The organism is Ignavibacteria bacterium (assembly GCA_016873845.1).
Lineage (GTDB): Bacteria > Bacteroidota > Ignavibacteria > Ch128b > Ch128b > JAHJVF01.
Window position 1 is genome coordinate 32,848 of record VGVX01000001.1, and the last position, 24,884, is coordinate 57,731.

At 35.0% G+C, this 24,884-nt stretch carries 20 protein-coding genes; 18 read left to right on the top strand and 2 right to left on the bottom strand.

Annotated elements, in window-relative coordinates; translation table 11 throughout:
- The first annotated feature begins 2 nt into the window (after positions 1-2).
- The 4 genes from FJ213_00110 (at position 3) to FJ213_00125 (ending at position 6,094) form a co-directional block, all read left to right on the top strand.
- Positions 3-593, top strand: a complete 591-nt coding sequence (locus FJ213_00110; GenBank protein ID MBM4174570.1) for a hypothetical protein — start codon at positions 3-5, stop codon at positions 591-593.
- Positions 594-606: 13 nt separating this feature from the next.
- Positions 607-1,044 (top strand): hypothetical protein, encoded by a 438-nt coding sequence (locus FJ213_00115; GenBank protein ID MBM4174571.1) that lies wholly within the window; start codon positions 607-609, stop codon positions 1,042-1,044.
- Between the two features lie 35 nt (positions 1,045-1,079).
- Complete coding sequence (locus FJ213_00120; protein ID MBM4174572.1) at positions 1,080-3,821, top strand: choice-of-anchor D domain-containing protein; 2,742 nt, start codon at positions 1,080-1,082, stop codon at positions 3,819-3,821.
- Positions 3,822-3,904: 83 nt separating this feature from the next.
- The gene (locus FJ213_00125; protein ID MBM4174573.1) at positions 3,905-6,094 is read left to right on the top strand and encodes a DNA helicase; all 2,190 of its coding nucleotides are present in this window, start codon (positions 3,905-3,907) and stop codon (positions 6,092-6,094) included.
- Between the two features lie 148 nt (positions 6,095-6,242).
- On the opposite strand, the gene FJ213_00130 is transcribed toward FJ213_00125, so the two are convergent.
- Positions 6,243-7,808, bottom strand: a complete 1,566-nt coding sequence (locus tag FJ213_00130; protein ID MBM4174574.1) for a sodium:calcium symporter — start codon at positions 7,806-7,808, stop codon at positions 6,243-6,245.
- A 208-nt stretch (positions 7,809-8,016) separates the two neighbouring features.
- On the opposite strand from FJ213_00130, the gene FJ213_00135 reads away from it, so the two are divergent.
- From FJ213_00135 to FJ213_00185, 11 genes are all read left to right on the top strand, one after another.
- Complete coding sequence (locus FJ213_00135; GenBank protein MBM4174575.1) at positions 8,017-9,186, top strand: NlpC/P60 family protein; 1,170 nt, start codon at positions 8,017-8,019, stop codon at positions 9,184-9,186.
- Positions 9,176-10,327, top strand: coding sequence for a dipeptide epimerase (locus FJ213_00140; GenBank protein MBM4174576.1), 1,152 nt, complete (start codon positions 9,176-9,178; stop codon positions 10,325-10,327). Before FJ213_00135 ends, FJ213_00140 begins: the two co-directional genes overlap by 11 nt.
- 52 nt (positions 10,328-10,379) lie before the next feature.
- Positions 10,380-11,369: a polyprenyl synthetase family protein gene (locus tag FJ213_00145; protein ID MBM4174577.1), complete on the top strand. Its 990-nt coding sequence runs from the start codon at positions 10,380-10,382 to the stop codon at positions 11,367-11,369.
- 1 nt (position 11,370) lies between these two features.
- Positions 11,371-11,637 (top strand): HPr family phosphocarrier protein, encoded by a 267-nt coding sequence (locus FJ213_00150; GenBank protein ID MBM4174578.1) that lies wholly within the window; start codon positions 11,371-11,373, stop codon positions 11,635-11,637.
- Positions 11,627-13,387 (top strand): phosphoenolpyruvate--protein phosphotransferase, encoded by a 1,761-nt coding sequence (gene ptsP / locus FJ213_00155; GenBank protein MBM4174579.1) that lies wholly within the window; start codon positions 11,627-11,629, stop codon positions 13,385-13,387. The genes FJ213_00150 and ptsP overlap by 11 nt, the downstream gene beginning before the upstream one ends.
- Complete coding sequence (locus tag FJ213_00160) at positions 13,372-14,415, top strand: bifunctional phosphoglucose/phosphomannose isomerase (GenBank protein MBM4174580.1); 1,044 nt, start codon at positions 13,372-13,374, stop codon at positions 14,413-14,415. The genes ptsP and FJ213_00160 overlap by 16 nt, the downstream gene beginning before the upstream one ends.
- Entirely contained in the window at positions 14,405-17,239 is a 2,835-nt protein-coding gene (locus FJ213_00165; protein ID MBM4174581.1) for a hypothetical protein, read from the top strand. Before FJ213_00160 ends, FJ213_00165 begins: the two co-directional genes overlap by 11 nt.
- Positions 17,240-17,264: 25 nt before the next feature.
- Positions 17,265-18,365, top strand: a complete 1,101-nt coding sequence (locus FJ213_00170; protein MBM4174582.1) for a hypothetical protein — start codon at positions 17,265-17,267, stop codon at positions 18,363-18,365.
- A 2-nt stretch (positions 18,366-18,367) separates the two neighbouring features.
- Positions 18,368-19,141, top strand: coding sequence for a hypothetical protein (locus FJ213_00175; protein MBM4174583.1), 774 nt, complete (start codon positions 18,368-18,370; stop codon positions 19,139-19,141).
- A 72-nt stretch (positions 19,142-19,213) separates the two neighbouring features.
- Positions 19,214-19,738, top strand: a complete 525-nt coding sequence (locus FJ213_00180; protein ID MBM4174584.1) for a tetratricopeptide repeat protein — start codon at positions 19,214-19,216, stop codon at positions 19,736-19,738.
- Positions 19,735-20,637, top strand: a complete 903-nt coding sequence (locus FJ213_00185; protein MBM4174585.1) for a DUF58 domain-containing protein — start codon at positions 19,735-19,737, stop codon at positions 20,635-20,637. The genes FJ213_00180 and FJ213_00185 overlap by 4 nt, the downstream gene beginning before the upstream one ends.
- On the opposite strand, the gene glmM is transcribed toward FJ213_00185, so the two are convergent.
- Positions 20,629-21,981, bottom strand: a complete 1,353-nt coding sequence (gene glmM, locus FJ213_00190; GenBank protein MBM4174586.1) for a phosphoglucosamine mutase — start codon at positions 21,979-21,981, stop codon at positions 20,629-20,631. The genes FJ213_00185 and glmM overlap by 9 nt on opposite strands.
- A gap of 103 nt (positions 21,982-22,084) precedes the next feature.
- Here glmM and FJ213_00195 point away from each other — a divergent pair, with 103 nt between their 5' ends.
- From FJ213_00195 to FJ213_00205, 3 genes are read left to right on the top strand one after another with little or no spacing between them, the layout of a single operon-like run.
- Positions 22,085-23,089 (top strand): hypothetical protein, encoded by a 1,005-nt coding sequence (locus tag FJ213_00195; GenBank protein ID MBM4174587.1) that lies wholly within the window; start codon positions 22,085-22,087, stop codon positions 23,087-23,089.
- Positions 23,090-23,092: 3 nt separating this feature from the next.
- Positions 23,093-24,460: a dipeptidase gene (locus FJ213_00200; protein MBM4174588.1), complete on the top strand. Its 1,368-nt coding sequence runs from the start codon at positions 23,093-23,095 to the stop codon at positions 24,458-24,460.
- 9 nt (positions 24,461-24,469) lie between these two features.
- Positions 24,470-24,880, top strand: coding sequence for a nuclear transport factor 2 family protein (locus FJ213_00205; protein ID MBM4174589.1), 411 nt, complete (start codon positions 24,470-24,472; stop codon positions 24,878-24,880).
- The last annotated feature ends 4 nt before the right edge of the window (positions 24,881-24,884 follow it).

Here is a 24,884-nt window from a genome sequence, read left to right on the forward strand (position 1 = left end):
AAATGAAAATTGTTCAATTAGTTTTTATCTTATTATTGATGGCACAAATAGGTGCTTCGCAGACTAGATACACTAGTTTGGAAAATTCACCTACACTAACTATCAAAGAAATGTCAAGCGATCCTGTACCAATTATGCCTGAGTGGAATGTTCGCAAAATTACTGGATTAGCATATAGTACGTTTGTACCTGGCTCTGGTCAGTTTTATCTTGGACATAAATTAAAAGGTTCTTTAATTACGGTCGGTTTCCTTGCATCCTTTGTAACGGCGATAGTATCTCACAATAACTTCATTTCGAACCGTGAGAGGCTCGATAATTTGAAATATGAGTATTACAGCGCCGACCGTTACGCCCTTGCAGAAGAACTGTGGAAACAAATTAAAGAAGTTCACGATGAGCAAAAAGTAAACGAGAGGAAAAGGACGATCTCATCCTTCATAAGCGCTGGCATCTGGGCATTGAACATAATCGATTATTTATTTTTTACTGATGATCTGGGTGTTGCTGATTTTTCAAATACTCTGAAAATAAACGATAATCTCATATCAACTGATCTCCAGACCATCTTTTCAATTAGAGTTCCTTTATAACATGAGAATACAAATGAATATATTTTTTGCAATTAGTTTAGTTTTTTTCTTATTTTGTTCCAACGGATGTGAGAAATCTGAAGAACTTATATCGCCTTATCACTATTCGATTTTGCCAAAGCCCTCAGGTTTTAAAATCATCAAAGCTGATACAACTACAACCGGTAAATGGAGAGTTACAATGAGTTGGACGATATCCGACACTTCAAATTTAAAACATTTTGAGGTTTTCAGGTCTATTAAATATTCGGATATCTTTAAAATCATTCAATCGAATTACACAAGTTACACTTTTATTGATTCGAGTCTCCCATCATTTACAGACAGTGTAAAGCTCTTCTATAAAGTATTCCCAATCGGACAAAAAACAGATATCAGAACAGGCGCGAAAGTGACTTTTACCGGGCCTGAAGCTGATATAGACTCAATAACTATTAAAAAGCCAAAATAAATTAATGTCTATTTTATTAACAAACGGAGGTACGCATGAATAAAAAACTTTCAGCCTTACTTATGGTGTTTGCTTTAGTAGTGCTAACATCACAAGTATCCGCACAGCAAATACTTGATCCTGCAAACTACATCACTGTTGCAAATTTGAATGATAACAACACTGGAACAGGCGCAGGTACTAATTTGTGCGACACTACTTATTGTGAAATCCCACCCGTTGCTAATTCACCTACCCAAACAGATGGCTGGTGGTCAAATACGGGAAGTGCCTGGTTCAATAGCAGCCATCGAAGAACTCCTAGAACTGCAGGTAGTCCAAATGGTGCTTCTGCAACATACTTTTTTGATGTTGCGGTTTCAGATTATTACTTAGTTTATCACTACATGGGCTTTACTGGAAACGCAACAAGTAATGCTTATGTTACTTTTAAACGTTTCGGAGAAGGAGTTATTGCTGACAGTTTCCGCTATGATATCCAAAGTAATAACGTAACAACAGGAGCAACTGGAAGTTGGAAGCCGTTGGGAATTTTAAATGTCCCAGCAGCAGCAAAGGGACTTGAAGTAAGAATTGGTGCCGATACATTGACACCAGCGTTTATGCGCGTTGATGAAGTGAGGATTTTGAGGAGTCCTGCAGCCGGTGCTGATCTTGAATTCGGAAGGAGGCACATGACTGGCTTCGATACTACAAGGATGATTGAAGATTTCCCGCAAACAACTTTCAAGTGGGGAATTTACGAGGATCGTGAGTTCACTATGTACAACTTAGGTGGTGCAGATTTGATCATATCGAACGTAACAACTTCAACGAATCGTTTTTATAGCATTTCTACATTACCTATGACAATCCAGCCAGGCAAGAAAGCGAATATAAAAATAAGATTTTCACCTAAAGGTGAAGAAGCGACTTTTGATACAGTCGTGATTCACAGCAATGATGCTGCTGAGCCTCAAGCATTCTTTCCAGTGAGAGGTGAAGGAATTAATTATAATTTCATTATGAATGCGAGCAGTGGATTTGAACCACATTGGAATGCACCAGGGACAACGTCATATGTGGAAACTGGCCTCTCTTCATTTTCAAATTCAGCAAAGTCAAACTTCATTTATCCTATTCCTAATGGAAATTCAAGTAGTAGAGTATATATTCCAGCTACAGACCTTCCAACTGCTACATATGGTTTCCAAATACCAGATACGATTCCAGGCAAATATATTCTAGAATATTCTGGGCCTTCTGGATCGCCGAATGCAGCACGTAATGCCACTATTTCTGTAACCACTCCATTTATGGCCGATACACAAAGGGTACTCAATTTTAACGAAAGAGGTGTAACAGGGGCAATTCTTTGGTTACAAATTTCTGACAATAATACTCGAATCTTTCAATTGAATGGAGGCGGTCCAACAAAGGTTATGTTTGAAAATCCATTACAAATGGCCGGTGTGGGAGACCTTTTACGCGTTGACTTATTGCGTTGTAGATTATTGCCGATAGCTCCTACAGCATCAACATCAGCCGATGCAGTTGGCAGATTATTAAGCTTTGGTTCTGTATCTATTTACGATTCAATCAGAAATGCGGAATTCAATTATCAGAGAGGTCTGCAAATCAGAAGCAATGGCGAAACACCGTTAAAAGTTGATTCAATCATGATTTTCGGTGCAGATAGTTCAAAATTCAGTATCGCAAATCTACCACCATTACCATTAACACTACCCGCAATTGATGGGATTTACAATCTGACAGTAGAGTTCAGACCTGATTCGATTCGACTTCATTCAGCTACATTAAGAATGTGGACAAATGATACAACCAACAATCGATACATCAATATCGCACTCTCTGGTCAGGGTGTAGGAACAAACATTCTGGTTGATAACTCAGATCCAACTACTTTTGTAAGCACACCTGTTGTTGATTGGAATCAACCTTCGCCAATGAATATGAATTACTGGCAGAGAATTGCCGGCAGCGGAACTAATAACGAGAGAATCTTCACCTATATTTATGGTAAGTTCTATAATGGAACTCCGAGTGAGCCATTAAATTATGTTCATTGGTTCCCAAGATTTCCACAGCGACCAGGTGGACCAGCAGTTGAACCAGATAGTTTCGATGTTTGGGCGATTGTTCCAGCTGGATCAAGTACGGGAAATCCAAAAGCAGTATATGAAATCAATCACGTTGGCGGATTAACAAAATTAATTCGAAATCAAAATTCAACTGCCTTTGGTGGTAATGTTACTTCAGATGGAAGATTATATCTCGGAAGATATACGTTCTTGCGCGGCGGACAAGATATTCATGGCGGCGGAACGATATATGGGAACGTTAAAATCATTAATGATCATGAGGAAGTATCAGAGTTTTATCGTGATAGTGTAATAAATCGTGCTGTTACAGACAGCCACGTCACTCGAGCTGATGCTATCATGCTTCAACAGGCAGCTGGCCCAGTGACTGGTGTTGGAGATGAAGGATCAATACCGACAGCTTATTCACTAAGCCAAAACTATCCAAATCCATTCAATCCTACAACTCAGATTAGATTTGGTATTCCACAAGATGCCCGGGTTTCATTAAAGATATATGATATTCTTGGTAGAGAAGTTAGAACTTTAATGAATGATGATCTCAGAGCAGGTTATCATGCAGTCGAGTGGGATGGAAAAAACAATTTTGGCGGAAAAGTATCGAGCGGAATATATATTTATCGAATGGTGGCCGGCAAATTTGTTAAAACTATGAAAATGATGATGCTTAAATAAAGTTTCATCAATCTTTTGGAAAAAGGTAATCCTGGTAACCGGGATTACCTTTTTTTTATTTATTTATCGATAATTATACTGTTATGAATCTATCTACTCTCAACTCTTCTCAAAAAAATGCAGTCACCGAAACTGAAGGTCCAGTTCTTGTAGTCGCAGGCGCTGGAAGCGGGAAAACAATGGTGCTAACCTATCGTATTGCGTATTTAATTTCGAAAGGAGTGAATCCGTCTAATATTTTAGCGCTTACATTTACAAATAAAGCTGCTGATGAGATGAAAGAAAGGATTCGTCATCTGATTGGAGCTCAAGCGGAAAAACTTAGTATGGGTACATTCCATTCCATTTTTGCCAGGATGCTAAGGTTCGAATCTGCATCTCTTAATTATTCGAGCAGCTACTCAATATATGATACTGATGATAGTCTGAGTCTAATTAAGAGAATTATGAATGAATTAGACATATCTGACAACTTTCTAAATCCAAGATTTGTGCAATCACGAATTTCGAAAGCTAAAAATAAATTAATCAGGCCTGAAGCATATGAAAATAACTTTTTTGGAATTCATGAAAATAAGATTAAAGCTATCTATGAAGTCTATCAACAGCGTCTTGCATCAAGTAATGCGATGGACTTTGACGATCTATTAATCAAACCAATTGAACTCATTGAAAAGGATGCGAAGATTCTGCAAAAGTACCAAAAAAGATTTCAATACATTTTAGTTGATGAGTATCAGGATACCAATCACGCACAATACAAAATGTTGAAGCTCCTTTCCGGTGGGACAAATAATATTTGTGTTGTCGGAGATGATGCACAAAGTATCTACAAATGGCGCGGTGCAGATATTAGAAATATCCTGGATTTCACAAGAGACTATTCAGAAGCTAGGATTATCAGATTGGAACAAAACTACCGATCAACTAGATCTATTTTAAGTGTTGCTGATTCAGTGATAAAAAGAAATCTCAACCAAATTGAAAAGAATCTTTGGACTGAAAACGAAGAAGGAAACAAAGTCTCTGTTTACGAATGTCTTGACGATAAGGATGAAGCGAATTATATCTGCAAAACTATCACTGTCAAGATGATGTCAAAAGAGTTTAATATAAACGACTTTGCTATTTTATATCGCACAAATGCACAATCACGCAGTTTTGAAGAGGCACTAATTAAAAGCACTATTCCTTATGTAGTGGTTGCGGGAACTGAATTCTACAGAAGAAAAGAAATAAAAGATGTAATTGCATATTTACGACTATTGATAAATCCAGATGATGATGAAAGCTTTTTAAGAGTTGTCAATTTTCCTTCAAGGGGAATCGGTCAAGTTTCACTTGATTCACTGATGAAGATCTCAATAGATAATCATTGCTCACTCTTTAAGAGCACTGGAATTTTAAATGAGTCATCTGTATTAAGTGAAAGAGCTAAAAAGAATTTTATGAGCTTTCATGATCTAATCACAAAATATGCTCAACTAACTGAAAGATTGAACATCAACGAATTAACTAGATCACTTATTGACGAAACAGGAATTTTGAAAATGTACAAGGAAGAGGGGAGTGAGGATTCGCTGAACCGTTATGAAAACATTCTGCAGCTGCTGAATGGAATACAAGATTTCACAATCTCTAATCAAGGGAAATCGTTAGTAGATTTTCTAAATGACATTGCTCTTATTTCCGAAATTGACAAATGGGAAGATAAAAGTAATGCAGTAGCGTTAATGACTCTACATTCAGCAAAAGGTCTCGAATTTAAAAATGTTTTCATTGTTGGCTGTGAAGATGGTTTATTACCGCTTTCTCGTGATTCGAATGTTGATGATTTAGAAGAGGAGAGAAGACTATTTTACGTTGGATGCACAAGAGCAAAGAAAAACCTTCACTTATCTTTTGCGAGGAATAGAAATCGATTTGGGAGTTTATATCCACAAACGAGATCAAGATTCCTGGATGAGATTGATGAAAGATTTGTTCAATTTGAAAACACTGGAGTCAGTTATTCATACGCTCATAGAAGGAATACATATTCTGTTAAAAGGACAGCTCAGCAAAAGCAAAAAAGTGTAATGCCAAATTATGAAGACTTTTCGCAGGAAGAAAAGATACTAACTATTGGAAGCAAGGTAAGTCACGATGTATTTGGAGAAGGCACCATCCGGCAAATGAGTGGATTTGGAGACAATCTTAAGGCTGTGGTCGAATTCGATTCCGGCGTCCGAAAACACTTAATGCTTAAATTCGCAAAGCTGAAAGTGTTATAAAACTTTATTTGTTTAAGTAAACTCTCAGATCATTCATTCTCTTGAATTGTCCGTAGTCATTACTTTATAAAAGCAAAAAGAGACTAGGCTAAAAATCAATGTCCAGCAAAAAATTAAAAATATTAGTCCTTCAGTTGTTAATCCCATCTTACACATTCGCCTTTCTGAGTTGGTTATTTTTCCAGGCAATCCGAACCATTAATAATATTCCGATTAAAAGCAGAATCATTAAAATACGTGCTGCCCATATATAAGGGACGTTTTCCGGGTTAGCATTATGTAATAAGAGAATTGGAATGGCATCATTAATTAACCACCAACCCATAATAGTAAGTAATATTAGCGGTGTGACATATTTCATAATGTAGAAAAAGAATCTTGGAATTTTGATGTCGCCGCCAGAGTTTATTTCTTCCCATGCTTTTTCTGCTCCGAATATCCACATAAAAATCACAGTTTCCATTAAGGCAAAAACAACTAATCCAAATGTTCCTGCCCAATAATCCATCTCGTCTAAGAAACCGAATTTCAGGAAAAAGACCACAAACTGAACGGAGACTAAAACAATTACTGCTAATATTGCAGTGGCTTTTTTCCGAGTAAATCCGAACTCATCTTCCATAAAAGCTATAACTGGTTGTCCCATTGCAACCGATGACGTGATACCGGCGAAGAATAAAAGGAGAAACCACAAAAATCCGAAGACTTCACCCATTGGAAACTTTTGAAATATAATTGGCATTGAAACAAAACCAAGATTGAAAGATCCACCTTGGGCGATTTCTTGAGTTGTCGCAATACCAAAGAAAGCTACTGCGACTGGAATTGCAATACTTCCACCCAAAACAACTTCGGCAAATTCATTTGTTGCAGCAGTAGTTAGCCCAGAGAGTGCGATATCATCTTTTGGTTTTAAATAACTCGCATAGGCATGAATCGTCCCCATTCCAACTGATAGGGTAAAAAATATTTGTCCAGCTGCAGCCATCCAAATTTTAGGATCGTCAAGTTTCGAAAAATCTGGATTCCAAATAAATGCTAGTCCATTCCAAATGCTATTTTGAGGTTGGGATTGATCAGGAGTTCCAAGAGTAAAAACTCGCACAACAAGAATCACAGCAAAGAAAAAAAGCAGTGGCATCGCAATTTTTGCCAGTTTCTCGATCCCTTTAGAAATCCCTTTGTAGAGAATAAAAAAGTTAACACTGAATGTAAATAACATGAAAAGGTAAGCTGTCCAATAAGTTGAAAAATGATCTCCGCCTTCTACACCTTGATAAGATCGTAAGAAATTTCCCATCGATTCGAAAGTTAATTCACCAAAGTAAAGCTTAATTATTGAAAAAAAACTAAAAGCTAATGTCCAGGATTCGATATAAGTGTAATAAATTAATATCGTTAGTGAAATAAATAGTCCAAGGGCACCCATATATTTAGCAATTTTACTTTTCCATAAGACATCAAACATTCCAGGTGCACTACCGTGTCTGTATTTTCCGCCATTTCTACCGATACCCCATTCAATCCACATTAGAGGAATACCCAGTAAAAGAAATGCAATGAAATATGGAATCATGAAAGCACCACCGCCATTTTGGGCGGCTTGAACAGGAAATCTCAAAAAATTACCGAGTCCAATTGCATTTCCTGCTACTGCGAGAATTAAACCGATTCTGCTTCCCCATTGCTCGCGTTCTGAATTATTTGCAGACATGTAGTCTCCTTTAAGATTGCTGTGTTAAGAAAATTTCAGATGTTAATTAAACAACTTTGCGAAATTAAGATAATTTCATGAAAAAATCTGATTTATTTATGTATTAATGAGCTTGCTGATTTTCAATATTTATGTGCATCTACTTTTGGCTGAATATTTTCATTTTGTTCAATTGCTATTCAAATTGTAAATAACTATTTTCAAATCCATGAAATGCTTACTTATTTTCTTTTTTTTGACAATAAATTTATCTCCAATTATGACAAGTGATGAGATATCACAACTAATAAATAGGGTGAAGAATGATCTAGCCCCTGATAAAAGAACAGCTGTTTTCAATATTGAGTTTAAATTAGAGGGTAACAATCTGAATTTGTTCGGAGAAGTCTCAGACGTTAACTTTAAAAGTGTTTTGTTCGAAAACTTAAAATCTAGTTTTAACTATCACATTAATGATGAAATTACCTTATTACCCGATAGCAAATTAGGCAAGAATCATTTCGGAGTAGTAAAAATTAGTGTAGCAAATATACGTTCAAAACCTGAGCACCCTGCCGAACTATCAACCCAGGCAATTTTAGGAACGCCAGTCAATGTATTAAAATCCCAAGGAGGATGGTATTATATCCAAACTCCAGATTCGTATCTCGGTTGGGTTGACCACGATGGAATAGAATTAATGAATTCAGATGAGGTGAATGCATGGAAAAAGAAAGAAAAGCTAATCTATACTGAGGTATACGGACTAATTGAAGAATTAAACAAACCTTCAATTGTCAGTGATGTCGTCTGCGGTGCAATTCTTGTGTATTCAGGTGAAGTAGAAAATTATTTTATTGTTGAATTCCCTGATGGACGAAAAGGAAAAATTGAAAAACGATTCGTATCAAAGTTCGAGAATTGGTCTGCGAATCATAATTTTTCCTCTGAAAAGGTAATAAACAGTGCAAAAAAAATGATAGGCTTTCCTTATTTGTGGGGAGGTACATCTATAAAAGGGCTTGATTGTTCGGGCTTTACTAAAACTGCATTCTTTCTTAATGGAATAGTCTTGCCGCGAGATGCTAATCAGCAAGCAATGATTGGCGAAGATGTTCCTTACGATGAAGAGTTCTCGAAGCTGATTCCCGGTGATTTGATTTTCTTCGGTAGGAGAAACAGTGCGACGCAATTTGAAAGAATTACTCATGTCGGAATCTATCTTGGTGAAAAATTATTTATTCATTCATCTGGTAGAGTCCGGATTGATAGTTTTGATAAATCCGATCCAAATTATAATGAATATCGACGGAGTACTATACTACGGGTGAAAAGAATATTAACACCTGATCAAATTGAAAAACTCAAAATTATGAACAACAAATTTTATGCTGACTAATAAATTAGATAGAAGAAAATTTTTAAAAACATCAACACTAGCTGGGGCTGGATTATTAGCCATACCTCATCTCGCCACGTCTACTTCACATCAATCGAATAAAAAAATCTCAAAAAGCAGTAAAATGAAATTACGATTTTACCCTTATACTCTCGAATTAAAACATGTATTTACAGTCGCTGTCTCCTCACGAAAAACAACTCCTGTCATGATGGTTGAAATCGAAAAAGATGGAATAGTTGGATACGGTGAAGCTTCTATGCCGCCATATCTTGGAGAATCTCATCAAACCGCGGCTGAGTTCTTATCAAAAGTAGACTTATCAAAATTCAATGATGAATTCATGCTTGAAGAGATTCTAAATTATATAGATTCAATTGCACCAAACAATTGCGCTGCAAAAGCTGCAGTAGATATTGCTTTACATGACTTAATCGGTAAAAAATTGGGTAAGCCATGGTATTCAATTTGGGGGCTTGATCCAAAAAATACTCCATACACTTCTTTTACAATTGGCATTGATACTCCTGATGTAGTCAAGCAAAAAGTTAAAGAAGCAGATATTTACAAAATATTGAAAGTAAAACTTGGCCGAGAAAACGATAAAGAGATGATTGAAACGATAAGATCTGTAACTGATAAACCTATCCGAACAGATGTAAATCAAGGTTGGACAGATAAGAGTTACGCACTTAAAATGATCGAATGGCTTGAAAAATTCCAAATTGAATTGGTTGAACAGCCAATGCCTAAAGAACAAATTGATGATTTGGTCTGGCTAAAAGAGAGAAGCCCAATTCCGATTGTTGGCGATGAAAGTGTTCAAAGACTTAGTGATGTGAAGAAGGCATTTGGTGTGTATGATGGAATAAATGTAAAGTTGATGAAAAGTACTGGAATGAGAGAAGCTTATAAAATGATCTCACTTGCAAAAGCACTCGATATGAAAGTAATGATTGGCTGCATGACTGAAACTAGTTGTGCGATATCAGCTGCTGCGCAAATGTCACCACTAGCAGATTGGGCTGATTTAGATGGTGCAGATTTAATTAGCAATGACATTTTCGACGGAACAAGAATTTTGGAGGGTAAAGTTACATTAACAGATTTGCCAGGGATTGGGGTAAAAAAAAGAAATTAATGATTCCATTTACTTTACTTTAGAATTAACCTCGTAATTCATAAAATACTGTATGCTTACTTCTGAATACAATAAACGTACTGAAAATTACAAAAAAATGATCAATGAACGTATTTTTGTACTTTTAAAAGGGAAAAAACCAAAAGCTTTGTATGACCCAATTAGATATTTTTTAAGCTCCGGTGGTAAAAGAATTAGACCATTATTGCTAATTGCTTCAGCCGGAGCAGTAAATAGGAAACGTGTAAATCAGGTCATTAATCAAGCTGTCGCAGTCGAATTACTTCATAATTTTACCTTAATTCACGATGATATCATGGATAATTCTAGTCTTAGACATGGAAAAAAAACACTTCATGAAATGTATGATGTTAATACGGCTATCTTATCTGGTGATAATCTCTTAGCGCTTGCATTTAATTTATTGAATTCGAATTTACATTATAATGAGAACAAGATTCTTCACGAATTTAGTAATGCCGTTGTTGTTGTATGTGAGGGACAAAGTTTAGATAAAGAGTTTGAAAGTCTGGGAAATGTAACTTTACAAGATTATTTAGAGATGATCTATAAAAAAACTGCTTCGATGTTATCTGTCAGTTGCAAGATCGGAGCATTATGTGGCGATGCACCTGACAGCATTGTTAGTTCGCTGTCAAATTATGGAAAAAATTTAGGATTGGCCTTCCAAATTCAAGATGATTTGCTTGATATGAAAGGAGATAATCGTAAATTTGGTAAGACTTTAGGAAGTGATTTGACGGAGGGGAAAAAAACATTTTTGCTTTTATCTGCGCTCCAACGAGCTAAAGGAAAAGATTCAGATAAATTGACACAATTAATTAAAAATAAAGGAATTAGAGCAGAATTGGTGGATACATACTTTGAAATCTATAAAAAGTATAAAATCGATATATTAGCCAAAGAATTTATTCAGAAATATGTTGAGAAAGCTGTTAATTCGCTCAATTCAATAACAGACTCAGTTCATAAGGATTTCCTGAACCGATTTGCTAATCAACTATTGTATAGAACACACTGAATTGATAAATAAAAAAGTTGAAATAGTGAATCGAGCAGGATTGCATACGAGACCTGCAGCAACATTAGTGAAACTTGCATCCAAATTTAAATCGGATTTTTATATTTATCAGGATGACATGTCGATTAATGGGAAAAGTATTATTGGAGTTATGACGTTGTGCGCTGAACAGGGGAGCAAGCTGACACTTCAATTTGAGGGTGAGGATGAGTCAGAAGCCGCAGCTGAAATAGAAGACTACTTCAAAAGGGGTTTTGATGAACTTTAATCAAATCGAAACTTACAACAAAAATGGTGTGATTGTACTTAAAGGGCTTCCTGCTGCACCAGGTTATGCGATTGGACCAGCACACATTTATCACCGTGATAAAATTGAAACATTTCCTTCAGTTGTTTTAGATCCATCTGAAGAGCTTCTCAATCTTGAATCAGCAATCGAAAAATCAAAAAAAGAACTTTCGAAAATTATCTCAATCTCAAGGGAAAAAATCGGCGAACGAACTGCCGGAATTTTCGAGGCACATGCCTTAATACTCGATGATCAACTTCTATTTGGTCCTATTTTGGAGAATATTAAAAATAACAGATTTTCGGCAGAATATTCTGTTGATAAAGAGTTCTCAAAATACATCTCCGTGATGAAGCAGTCTGATGATCAAATCTTGCTTGAGAGAGCAGCGGATATCGAAGATCTCAAATCTCGATTAATACGCAACCTAAGAAAGAAAAGATGGGAATCGCGACTTAAGCATTCGGTGATAATTGTTGCTCATAGTCTAACACCTGCTGATACTTTGCTTTTTTCTCGAAACGAGGTTTTAGCATATGTATCTGAATTCGGCGGGATTACTTCACATGCTGCAATAATATCTCGCGCATTAAACATACCAGCCGTAGTTGGTTTGCATGGGGCGATGAGTAAGATATCCGATGAAGTTCAACTAATCATCGATGGATTTAATGGTTTTGTAATTATTAATCCAGATGAAGTTCTATTAAACTTTTACAGCAAAAAAATTAAATCCTTCAGTAGAAATCATGAGAAACTTAAAGAGATCAAAAACTTACCTGCAGAAACTTTTGATGGCCATAGGATTAGATTAAATTCAAATATCGAATTAGTTGATGAAGTTGATTTCGCAATTGCAAACGGTGCAGAGGGAATCGGATTATTTCGCACTGAAGAATTATTTTTTCTCAGAGGCAATTTTCCAACTGAAGCAGAGCAGATAGAGACTTATTCAACATTAGCAGAGAAAATGTATCCTGAAACGGTGGTCATTCGCACCTTTGACTTGGGGGGTGACAAGCTGTTACTTGAAGATTATCATGAGAAAAATCCATTTTTAGGCTGGCGAGGCATTCGGATGATGCTCGATAAATCTCATATATTCGAAGAACAACTTCAGGCCATTTTGATCTCAAGCGTTCATAAAAATGTTAAGATCATGTTGCCAATGATTAGCACAATCGAAGAAATCAGGCAATCAAAAGTTATTCTCGAAAAGGTTAAATTTAAATTACAATCTGCAAGCATTCCTTTCGATAAGAATATTGAGGTAGGCATTATGGCGGAAGTTCCATCAATTGCATTTTGTATTTCAGATTTTGCCAAGGAAGTAGATTTTATCAGCGTAGGGACGAATGATTTAACTCAATATATCTTAGCTGTTGATCGTGGGAATGAAGTTGTCTCAGATAAATTTCAAGAATTTCATCCTGCTGTGCTAAGAGCGTTAAAAATGATAATTGACGGCGCTCACAATGAAAATCTAAAAGTCAGCATTTGCGGAGAGTTAGCATCAAACTATTTGGCTGTCCCATTATTGGTTGGTCTTGGATTTGACGAATTGAGTGTTAATGAACATTATCTTCCAGAGATAAAAAAGTTAATTAGAAGTTCGAATATCTCTGAGCTAAAGGAATTAACTCAAGAATGTTTACTTTATAAATCTCACATAGAAATTATAAAACTTTGTAATAAATATTTAAAGAAAATTAAATGGGAGTACGACTAATGAATCCATATAAGCAACATGATTCCGGTGATATGTATGACGTCCTTGTAAATTTTCCTGAACAAATTAAAACCGCATGGAATAATCTAATCGAACTGGATAAAGCTGCATACATCAATATTAAAAATATTGTTCTAACCGGGTTGGGTGGTTCAGCAATTTCAGGGGATGTTGCGCTTACTTTTTTGCATAAGCAAATTCAATTGCCATTTCAAGTTAATAGGAATTATAACCTTCCGACTTTTGCCAATGATAGTACTTTGGTTCTTGCTTGCAGCTATTCTGGGAACACGGAGGAGACTATTTCTGCTTATAAGGAAGCATTAGCTCGAAAATGTAAAATTGTATCTATCGGTTCTGGCAGCATAATTGAAAAACTTTCAACTGAAAATAGGAATCTGCATATTAAAGTTCCCAGCGGTTACCAGCCCAGATGTGCTTTGGGATTAATGTTTTTTAATCTATTAAACTTCCTGGACAAATCCGGCTTAGCTGAAATTAAGAAAGAGACTATAGACAAGATTTATAGTTCAGTACTCAAGAATTCCGAACTTTATTCAAAAAGTAACAGCAGTCCGTATCAAGTTGCAGAGAAACTCATTGGATATTTTCCTGTTATTCACTCAAGCGATTTATTGCAATCAATTAATGTAAGATTTCGATGTCAATTGGCAGAAAACTCTAAAGTGCTTAGTTACAGCGGAATTATCCCGGAATTAAACCATAACGAAATCATTGGATGGGAAAAGTTCAATCCATCAAACTTTAATGCAAAATTGCTGCAAATTATAGATGAAGAAGATCATCCAAGAAACTTATTAAGATTTGAAATTACTGAGAAAATACTTCGTGAATCAGGATTTGAAATAATTGAAATAAAGAGCAACGAAAAAACTTTTGAGGAACGAATTATTGATTTGATTTATTATTTAGATTGGATTAGTTTTTATTTAGCGGTGTTAAGGAGAGTTGATCCTACACCAATAAAGAACATTAATACACTAAAAAACTCGCTTGCTGAAATTTAGATTAAAATATCTCTACATTTTATTTTTTTTATTTCTAAACCTAAATGAGGGTTCCGCTCAATTCAGTTATTTCGGCAGGAACAAAGTCCAGTATACAAATTTCGATTGGCATGTAATCAAGACCGAACATTTCGATATTTACTATTATCCGGAATTCACAGAAATAGCAGAAATTGGTGCAAAGTATGCCGAGGATGCCTATTTAGATCTTCAAGTTAAATTTAATCATTATGTGCAGCAGCGAATTCCATTAATATTCTATAACACTCATTTACATTTTCAACAGACAAATACAATTCCTGGTTTGCTTCCAGAAGGTGTCGGAGGTTTTTTTGAATTTGTAAAAGGGCGAGTAGTAATTCCAAGCGACGGCTCGCTTTCGCAATTTAGGCATGTTATCAAACATGAATTAGTGCATGTTTTCATGACTAACAAGATTTACAGAATCCTAAAAGATAGGAGAATGATCACCGATCAACTTCCACCTCTTTGGTTTGTTGAAGGATTAGCAGAATATTGGTCAACTGAGTGGGACAGTCAAGCAGAAATGGTTATGCGTGATGCAGTTTTGAACGATTACATAGTCGGACTTTCTGATATGGATAAAATATTTGGATCTTTTTTAATGTATAAAGCTGGACAGAAAGTATTGCAATTCGTCGCAAAAAACTACGGTGAACACGCTATTTTTCTTTTACTTGAAAATTTTTGGAAATCAACTAACTTCGAAGAGGTTTGGGAGCTCACACTCGGAAAAGACTATAAAGAATTTGACAAGGAATGGTTATATGCGCTTAAAAAAGAATATTTTCCGTATTTAACTCATAAAGATCCGCCAAGTGTTAAGGGAGAAAGACTAACTATCGAAGGATTTAATTTTAGTCCTAATTATTTCGAAATTGGTGATCAGAAGTGGATTTATTTTTTGGCAAACCGCGATGGCTATGCTTCAATTTATAGAATGAGATATGATACTACAGAGGCAGAAAAAACAGTCCAACTTGTTTTACGCGGAGAAAAATCGGACGAACTTGAATCTTTTCATCTTTTTGGAACGAACTTTAAGATTTCTAAACAAGGTTCATTAGCTCTAAGTACTAAATATGGTTCAACAGATGTGATTCAAGTTTTTGATGTTTACAAATGGATACTGTTGCGAACCTACCGCTTTGAGGAAATTGTAAGTATTAGCTCTCCCTCTTGGTCTGACGACAGCAGAAAAATAACTTTCAGCGGTGTGGACCGCAAAGGTTATGCTGATATTTATTATTACAATCTCGATAGTAAAGAGCTTATCAGATTAACCAACGATTACTATGATGACCGTCAACCGATTTTTAGTAAGACAGGTAACGAGATTGTTTTCTCTTCTGATCGGACAGCAGGGAATGGACCTGGAAATTATAATTTGTTTTCTATAAACGTTAATTCCTTTTTAATAGATTATATTACATTTACACCTTATAACAGTACAAATCCAATCTTTACTAATAATGGAGAAAACTTGATTTTCTCGAATGAGATTGATGGTGTAAAAAATCTTTGGACGTTAAAAGTCAATTATGATGATGGAAAGGTTTCGTTTGCAAATGGAATGCATCGAGTAACAAAATTTACAACCTCGGCATTCGATGCAAATGTAGCAGAGGATAATGCAATTTTATTCGGCGCATTTGAAAATTTCAGTTTTCAAATTTACAAGTTTACGGACTATAATTTATCTGTCGATTCTCTGAATGAGGTTTATGAATTTAAATTCGATCCACTTAAAGAAAATTGGACTGTACAGAAGATTGAGGCTGTTGGAATAAAAGAGCGCTACAAATATGAAAGAAATTATAATGTTGATATTGCCCAGAGTCAAATTGCAACTAATCCTGTATACGGAACTGCCGGCGGAGCAGTACTCACACTGAGTGATCTGCTTGGCGACGATCAATATTATTTTCTTGTTTATAATAACGCATATACTACAGAGGATTTCCTTGAAAGTTTCAATGTAGCTTTTACACGTTTATCTTTAGGACAGAAAACAAATTACGCCTACGGTATTTATCATTTTTCCGGAAGACGTTATGATATTCGAGATTCGGATGAATATTTCTACGAACGAAGTTATGGAGCTTATTTTGGATTGAGTTATCCTCTTTCATTTTTTAGGAGGTTGGAAGCCTCGGTCAGTTTAGCGAACTCAAGCAAAGAAGTTTTTGGAGTCTTAAAGCATAGAAAAGCTCTCTTACTTACTAATTCAATCTCTTACATTTTTGATAATAGTATATGGGTTTCGTCCGGTCCGATTGACGGTCATCGATTTTTATTCTTACTCGCTCAGACCAATGACATAAAATTCTCCAATGTGAATTATTATACAGTGATGACTGATTATAGGAATTATTTTAGATTGGGACTGAAAAGTGCCTTTGCATCAAGGTTCCAATTATTTTATAATCATGGCAGAGAGGCAAGAAGATTTTTTATGGGAGGCAATTGGGATTTACGAGGTTGGCCGCGCTGGTCGATTCGAGGTGAAAAACTTTGGCTTACTTCGTTTGAATTCAGATTCCCACTTATTGATGTTTTAACAATTGGTTTTCCATTTGGGAAATTAAATCTCTATGAATTTAGAGGAGCACTCTTTAGTGATTTTGGTTCTGCCTGGGACGAACAATATAAACAAACCCTTGGCAGTGTTGGTTTTGGACTTAGACTAAATTTGTTCGGTGCAATCGTATTGCGATATGATATTGGAAAAAAAATAGAGAATAATTTAAAAACTTTTCAGAAAGGACTCTTTTATCAATTCTTCTTTGGTTGGGATTTTTAGAACTTCAGTCACCTTATTAGTGGCTATGACTTTTAATTCTTGCAGCAGTAAAATCCAATTAGGCCATAATTTGGAAAATGTACTTGAATGGACTTCCTTTGGTAAAATACCATCAAGAAGTTTTTATGTAGACGAGAATTTAGGAAATGACTTTTCTAAACTCTGGGAGTATTCAACATCAGCGGGGACTTCTCTGACATCAGTAACTGTCAAAGACAGTATTATTTTTGTCGGAAATTTAAGAGGCAGAGTACATGCAATCGAATTAAATTCAGGCAATAAGATTGGAGAATTGGATGTTAAGGCACCGATTTATTCTTCTATTCAAATTCGTGAAAACGAAATTGTAATTGCTACTTCGGCAAAAATATCTAAATCTAGAAATATCATCTGGTATGACTTCGTAAATGGTAAAGAAAATCGAAATTATGAGCTGCACTCATCGGTTGAGAGTGAAATAGTTTCAATAGGTGATTATGTTTTTCTTGCATCTACCGATGGCTCAGTAATTTTATTAAATCGCGATAAATCAATTATTTGGAAAAAGAATTTTCCAACAAAATTCTACTCAAAACCTTCATCAAATGGGAACGTGATTTTAATTGGAGGAATTGATGGGAGTATATACTGTCTCGAGTTTAATTCAGGAAAATTGCAATGGAAGTTCGATTCAAAATATTCAATATTTTCTGGAACAACAATCGATGGAGAATTTGCATATTTCGGTAATGAAAATGGAGATTTTTATAAAATCGATTTACGTACAGGGCAGAAAATTTGGAAGCTCGAATGCAGATCGAGCATCTCTGCACTACCTTCAATTGATTTTAAACATACTTTTATTGGGACTCGCAAAGGAGATATTTTTGCGATTGACAAGAATGATGGAACAGTTCACTGGCAAATAAGTGCTGGAGGATTAGTAAATAATTCTATACTAACTTTTAAAAACAAATTGATTGTTCCAGTTCTCAATAAGAATGTAATTGTGCTGGATAAACAAGATGGCTCGATTCTGAAGAAAATTGAATTTCCAGGCAGAATTAAATTATCTCCAGTTTACATTGATAATAAACTGATCTTCGGCTGTGACGATGATTTGATTATTGCATATGCAGTGAAGTAGGTATGGTTAAAGCTGAGAAATTTTTAGGATTTAGAATTTCAAGAATGATAGAAAGAATAAATCATAATATTTCAATTATTATTGTGATTCTATTTTGCATGAGCTGCATCGGATTTGCTGAGGAGGTGAAAAATGTTAGAATTAATTTAGAATCAAAAGCGGTTTTGTATCTTGATTCGTGCATAATAGGTGAAGATTCTGTTTTTGAATTAAGGTTGGCACCAAATAAATATAAAATCGATTTAATTTTTTCAGCCAATAATTCCTGGAATAGGATCTCAATTGATACGACTGTAGGCATTGTTTCAGATACTGTATTGGTATTTCCTACCCCTACGATGACTTTGATTTATTCTAAACCTTCTGATGCGAGTGTGTATTTGAATTCTCAATTATTTGGATTAACTCCATACTATTTAAATATGAATCTGTTGAATGATCGAGATTCATTGTTCATAAAAAAGGAAAACTACTTGACAAAGTATATTTCACCGAATGAACTGCAAACAAATTTAATTTATGATTTGGAGCTCGATAAATCTTTAAATAATAATTTCATAAACAAAAACATTAAATATATACTTCTTGGATCTGCGGTTGTCTTTGGAAGTCTCTCAGCATATTTCAAGCAGGAAGCTAATAAATATTTTTATTCAGAAGAACCATCTGAGCATGATTCAAGATTAGTAAAGAAGTATGACAATTATTCAGCAATATTTTCAGGTATGCTGCAAGTTAATTTTGGAGTTTTGGTCTATCTTTTATTATCAGAATAAATTATAATTATACCTAATTGCTTGTCTATCTTAGGGTAAAAAATTAAATTTGAAAAAAATAATGGAGTAAAAATGATAAAAAAAGTCATCTGGTTATCTGTTTTATCTGTCCTAGTCATATCATGTTCTAAAACATCAGATGAAGATTTATATAAACTTGGAATTGAAGAGTTTAGAAATAATAATGTCGAACAAGCATATAAATATTTTGAGCAGCTTGTAGACGAACATCCGCAATCTGAATTGGCAGCCGAATCTTTATTTTTAATGGCTGATATTTTGCAGAACAAGCAAGCCGACAAAGAGATGCAGATTGAGAATTACAAAAAATCTGTTGAATTATATTTGAAAGTTCAATATGATTTTCCGAATTCTGAAAAGGCTCCGCATGCATTATTCATGGCTGGATTTGTCTCATCTGAATTGCTGAAAGATTATGACGCAGCAGCAATACATTACAAACGATTCATTAAAATATATCATGATCATGAACTTGCTGCCTCTGTTCGAGAGGAAATAAATAATTTGGGAAAAACACCCGAAGAAATACTCTCCTCAAAAGGATTGATGGAGCCGAACAAAGTCTCATCTAAATGAAATTTCAGCAGGATTATAGAAAACTATTAGATCCGCATTTTATTTCGAAAATCGATGGGCTTGATTTAAAAGCACGTCTCGTTGTGGAAGGATTTATGATTGGACTACACAGAAGCCCATATCACGGCTTCAGTGTAGAATTTTCTCAGCACAGGCAATATATGCCGGGTGATGAAATTTCTCGAATCGATTGGAAAGTATTCGCAAAAACTGATAAATATTTTATCAAACAGTATGAAGAAGAAACGAATCTTAAAGCATATGTTATTCTCGACTCAAGCCGATCAATGGCATTTAGCAGCGGAACAATAACAAAGTATCAATACGGTTCTATTCTCGCTGCAGCATTAGCTTACTTAATGATCAATCAAAGCGATTCAGTTGGTTTAGTACAGTATTCGACAAAACTGGATAACATAATTCCACCACGCGCATCGCGAAATAACTTGATAGATATTCTCAAAAGTCTTTCAGCTTTACAGCCGAACAATGCTACATATTCTGCGGAATGTTTAAATCAGATATCTGAGAAAATAAAAAATCGCGGATTGGTAATTATCATATCAGATTTTTTTGATGATTTACAAAAAGTGCTTTCAGCGATTAAAAGATTCAAGTCTAAAAAGAATGAGATAATTGTTTTTCAAATTCTCGATCGTCAGGAACTTGATTTTAATTTTGGCAGGGACTCGATTTTTAAAGACCTAGAAACTGAAGAAGAACTTCTGACGCAGCCATTCCATATTCAAAAAAGCTACAAAGCATTATTTCAGACGTTCATAAAAGAATTCTCCACAGAATGCGGCAATAATCAGATTGAATATAACCTTATTACGACTGATCAACCCTATGACAAAGCACTTTTAGCATTTTTGAAAAAGAGACAGAAATTATTTTAAATCAGAAATTAATCTCTTGTATCGACTCATGTAATTCTTTGCTTCATTTTCTGTTTTTGCTTCAACAATTAATCTAACTATCGGTTCAGTATTAGATTTTCTTATGTGAATCCAATGGTCTTCAAAGTCTATTCTAACTCCATCACTTGTGTTCATTTTTTCATTTGAAAATGTTTGTATGAAATGTGCCAAAACATCATTAGGATTTATTGAACTAACTTTGAATTTATCCTTAACAATATTGTATTGAGGCATCTCATTTTTTATTGTACTTAACTTTTTATTTGACTCACTTAAACTTTGAAGAACTAATGCAATCCCAACTAAAGCATCTCTTCCAAATAAGAGCGGGGGATAAATCACTCCACCGCTTCCCTCTCCACCGATAACCGCGGAGACTTCCTTCATCTTAGTTGATACATTTATTTCACCAACAGGTGTACGATGAACCTTCACTTTATACTGTTTTGCTATATCTTCAACTGATCTAGTCGTTGAAAGATTTATCACTACATCACCAAGAGATTTTGAAAGAACATAATCTGCGACTAGTGCGATAGTATTCTCTTCCCCAAATGGTTCCCCTTGATCGGTTAATAATACAAGTCTATCGACATCTGGATCAACTATTACTGTAAAATCAAAATTTCCTTCTTTGGCAATACTAATCGTGGAAGTTAAATTCTCTGGAATGGGTTCAGGATTTCTAGGGAATACTCCGCTTGAATCACAATTGTATTTTGTGACAGAACATCCTAAATCAGTTAAAAGTTTAGGAACTACATCAATACCCGCACCATTGACGCAGTCCACAAGTACATTAAATTTTTTACTCCGAATCAAATCTACATCAATAATTGGAAGAGCGTAAATATTTTCTAAATGCAGTGTCCATGAATTATGAACTATTTTCGTTTTACCAATAGAGTCCCACGAGTTACATTTTAGCTCATAAGAATCAACTAATTGAAAATATTTTTTTGCTTCAGAGGGAGATAAAAACATTCCGGTTGAATTCAGAAGTTTAAGTGCATTATATTCAATGGGATTATGACTTGCGGTGATAATTATCCCTCCATTTGCTTTTTCGTGGTTGACGTAAATTTCAACTGTTGGAGTGGGACAAATTCCTAGATCAATTACATCGCATCCGAGTGAATTGAGTGTACCAATTACTATGTTTCTGATAAAGTCGCCTGTGATTCTCGAATCTCTCCCTACGATAATTTTTCCAAAATTACAGAATTCAGCATACGCACCTGTGAACTTAATTAAATTTTCCGGAGATAGACCATCACCGACAATGCCGCGAATACCTGAAATGCTTTTAATTAGGGTTGCCATACTATAAATTTTAGTTTGAAATTAGTTAATAAAATTCTGTCAATCAAACCTCAATTCACTGATTTGGAATCATTTTTTAATCTTTGTAAATTTGAATGACAATATGCGTTTCCCAGTTGTGTTTTTATTCAGTATAGCTTTTTTGGTAGGATTTATTCCAAAGGGGATAAAACTAAAGCCAGAAAAAGGATTCCCGATTTGGTTAAAAGATGGTTCACAACGAACCGATCAAACCTCAGGAATAACATTTATTGGGTTTAAAGGTACAGAAAAATTCTTTCTAATTTGCGATGATATCGGTGACATTTATCACATGAAATTAAAAGAGAACAAAGTGAAACTTGAAAAAGTGAAGCTTGATGAAAAAGTAAAAAAAGTTCTCAAACATTATGATAAATGGGATTTTGAAGAGATTGTTTACGATACAAAACTGAACAAAGTCTATCTTTCTGTTGAAGGAAACGGGCCGAATTTCATGGATGAAGCCGGATTGTTTGAGCTAATATTTAAAGACAACAACATTTTTCAAGACGAGATTAAAGAAATTAAAAAAATTGAATTTCCAGAATGGAAAATATTGAGTGAACATTTCAAACCAAATATTGCTTTTGAAGGTGTTGCAGTTTCTGAAAATAGATTGTTCCTTGGTTTAGAAGGTACTTCCGTTGGAGAATTATTTCTTGATTCCACTTTCCTTTATGTCGTTGATAAAAAATCGTTGAAGATCATTCGTGAGATTCATACCAAGAATTTGAAAATCCATACGATATGTGGATTATATGCAAAAGATGATTTCAATTTGCTCGGAATTGATCGCAATAATAAAAATCTTTTTTTACTGAAATTTGATAAAGATTATTCGGTTCTCGAATCAACTATCCATCCACTGAATTTACACGTTCCCGGTAACGCTAATTTACAATACGTAAGTGCAATTGAATCCATCACAATGGATAGCGAAAATTATTTCTATGCGATTGATGATCCATGGAAGAAATTCTACATTCCACCTACAGAGATTTTACGGCAATTAAAACCTGTTGATGCTAAAAATTATAGGGATTTCATTCCACTTTTGTTTAAGTTCAATTCAAATCTAATTAGGTAAAATATGCAGCCAGTATTAAATTACATTGATAGTAACAGCAGCAACTACATAAACGAATTACAATCATTTCTAAGCATTGAGAGTATAAGTTCTGATCCAGAAAAAAAATCTGAAATGGAACGTTGTGCACAATTTATTAAAGATAAATTTTCTGCTATGGGATTGGACAATATTAAAGTCTTAAATGAAGAAGGATTTCCGATTGTATATGCAGATAAAATTGTTAGTCCTAAGAAACCAACAGTATTATTTTACGGACATTATGATGTTCAACCTGTCGATCCGATCGACCTCTGGACTTCGCCTCCATTTTCAGGTGAAATAAGAGAAGGAAAAATTTGGGCGAGAGGTGCAACTGATGATAAAGGGCAATTACTTACTCATCTAAAAAGCGTTGAAGCATTTTTAGCAACTTCAACCGAACTTCCTGTCAATGTGAAATTTATCATCGAAGGAGAAGAAGAAATTGGCAGTCCATCTTTACCAAAGACCATTGCTTCAAATAAAGAACTTTTAGCATGTGATACTGTTGTGATATCCGATACTTCGATGTACGGCGAGAAGACACCATCAATTACATATTCTTTACGCGGATTAGCTTATTTTCAAATTGAATTTACCGGACCCAATAGAGATCTTCATTCTGGAACATTTGGCGGTGCTGTGATGAATCCGCTTCAAGCAATGTGTGATTTACTATCCGGTATGAAAGATAAAAATGGAAAAATCACAATTCCCGGTTTTTATGACGACGTATTGAAATTAACAAAAGCCGAAAGAGATGGTTTCAAGAAATTGAAATTCAGTGAAAAAGCTTACATGAAAGAATTAGAAGTAGCTGAACTTTTTGGGGAGAAAGGTTTTTCAACTTTTGAACGAACCGGAGCGAGACCATCTCTTGAAATTAATGGAATTTGGGGTGGTTTTACCGGGCAGGGTGCAAAGACTGTTTTGCCCTCCAAATCGTATGCAAAAATCAGTATGCGTCTTGTTCCTCATCAAACACCTAAAAAAATTGAAAAATTATTAAATGCATATTTGAAAAAAGTTGTGCCGAAATCTATTAAATACACTTGTACTGCATTGCACGGCGGAGAACCAGCTTTAACTCCAATTGATGGTAAAGCAATTCAGTCTGCTGCTCGTGCAATGAAATCCGTATTTGGTAAGTCGCCTGTCTTTACTCGTGAAGGCGGATCGATCCCGATTGTAGTTGAATTCAGCAGATTACTATCAGCTCCAGTCGTGTTAATGGGCTTCGGATTATCTACTGAAAATTTACATTCACCGAATGAGCACTTTGATCTTAATAATTTCCATAAGGGAATTATGTGTTCAGCAGTATTCATGGAAGATTTTACGAAACAATAATTGTCACGTATGAAAAACGAATTAATTAAACTCAATGAAGAATTTTATTCAGCATTTGAGAATTTAGATATAAAGAAAATGGAAACCATTTGGTCTAATGATGATAATGCAGTTTGCATTCATCCGGGATGGGAAATTATTATTGGCTGGCAAAAGATTAAAGACAGCTGGCAGAAAATCTTTGCCAGTGACTCTCTATTAAAATTTACAATCCGAAATCCGCGTGTCAATGTTTTTGAAAATGGAGGAGTCGTGACATGTGTGGAAGAAATATTCGTTTCTACTCGCGATCGTATTTCGCAAACCTTTGTTGCTTCGACTAATATATTTAAAGAATATGATACAGGATTAAAATTAGTTTATCACCACTCCTCTCCAATTAATTCCAGCGATCGAAATATTGAGTTGAATTATAATTAGAATT

Excerpts from the sequence above, each read along its gene's own strand:
- FJ213_00110 (MBM4174570.1), top strand. The coding sequence starts at position 3 with ATGAAAATTGTTCAATTAGTTTTTATCTTATTATTGATGGCACAAATA.
- FJ213_00115 (MBM4174571.1), top strand. The coding sequence starts at position 607 with ATGAATATATTTTTTGCAATTAGTTTAGTTTTTTTCTTATTTTGTTCC.
- FJ213_00120 (MBM4174572.1), top strand. The coding sequence starts at position 1,080 with ATGAATAAAAAACTTTCAGCCTTACTTATGGTGTTTGCTTTAGTAGTG.
- FJ213_00125 (MBM4174573.1), top strand. The coding sequence starts at position 3,905 with ATGAATCTATCTACTCTCAACTCTTCTCAAAAAAATGCAGTCACCGAA.
- FJ213_00130 (MBM4174574.1), bottom strand. The coding sequence starts at position 7,808 with ATGTCTGCAAATAATTCAGAACGCGAGCAATGGGGAAGCAGAATCGGT.
- FJ213_00135 (MBM4174575.1), top strand. The coding sequence starts at position 8,017 with ATGAAATGCTTACTTATTTTCTTTTTTTTGACAATAAATTTATCTCCA.
- FJ213_00140 (MBM4174576.1), top strand. The coding sequence starts at position 9,176 with ATGCTGACTAATAAATTAGATAGAAGAAAATTTTTAAAAACATCAACA.
- FJ213_00145 (MBM4174577.1), top strand. The coding sequence starts at position 10,380 with ATGCTTACTTCTGAATACAATAAACGTACTGAAAATTACAAAAAAATG.
- ptsP (MBM4174579.1), top strand. The coding sequence starts at position 11,627 with ATGAACTTTAATCAAATCGAAACTTACAACAAAAATGGTGTGATTGTA.
- FJ213_00160 (MBM4174580.1), top strand. The coding sequence starts at position 13,372 with ATGGGAGTACGACTAATGAATCCATATAAGCAACATGATTCCGGTGAT.
- FJ213_00170 (MBM4174582.1), top strand. The coding sequence starts at position 17,265 with ATGACTTTTAATTCTTGCAGCAGTAAAATCCAATTAGGCCATAATTTG.
- FJ213_00175 (MBM4174583.1), top strand. The coding sequence starts at position 18,368 with ATGGTTAAAGCTGAGAAATTTTTAGGATTTAGAATTTCAAGAATGATA.
- FJ213_00180 (MBM4174584.1), top strand. The coding sequence starts at position 19,214 with ATGATAAAAAAAGTCATCTGGTTATCTGTTTTATCTGTCCTAGTCATA.
- FJ213_00185 (MBM4174585.1), top strand. The coding sequence starts at position 19,735 with ATGAAATTTCAGCAGGATTATAGAAAACTATTAGATCCGCATTTTATT.
- glmM (MBM4174586.1), bottom strand. The coding sequence starts at position 21,981 with ATGGCAACCCTAATTAAAAGCATTTCAGGTATTCGCGGCATTGTCGGT.
- FJ213_00195 (MBM4174587.1), top strand. The coding sequence starts at position 22,085 with ATGCGTTTCCCAGTTGTGTTTTTATTCAGTATAGCTTTTTTGGTAGGA.
- FJ213_00200 (MBM4174588.1), top strand. The coding sequence starts at position 23,093 with ATGCAGCCAGTATTAAATTACATTGATAGTAACAGCAGCAACTACATA.
- FJ213_00205 (MBM4174589.1), top strand. The coding sequence starts at position 24,470 with ATGAAAAACGAATTAATTAAACTCAATGAAGAATTTTATTCAGCATTT.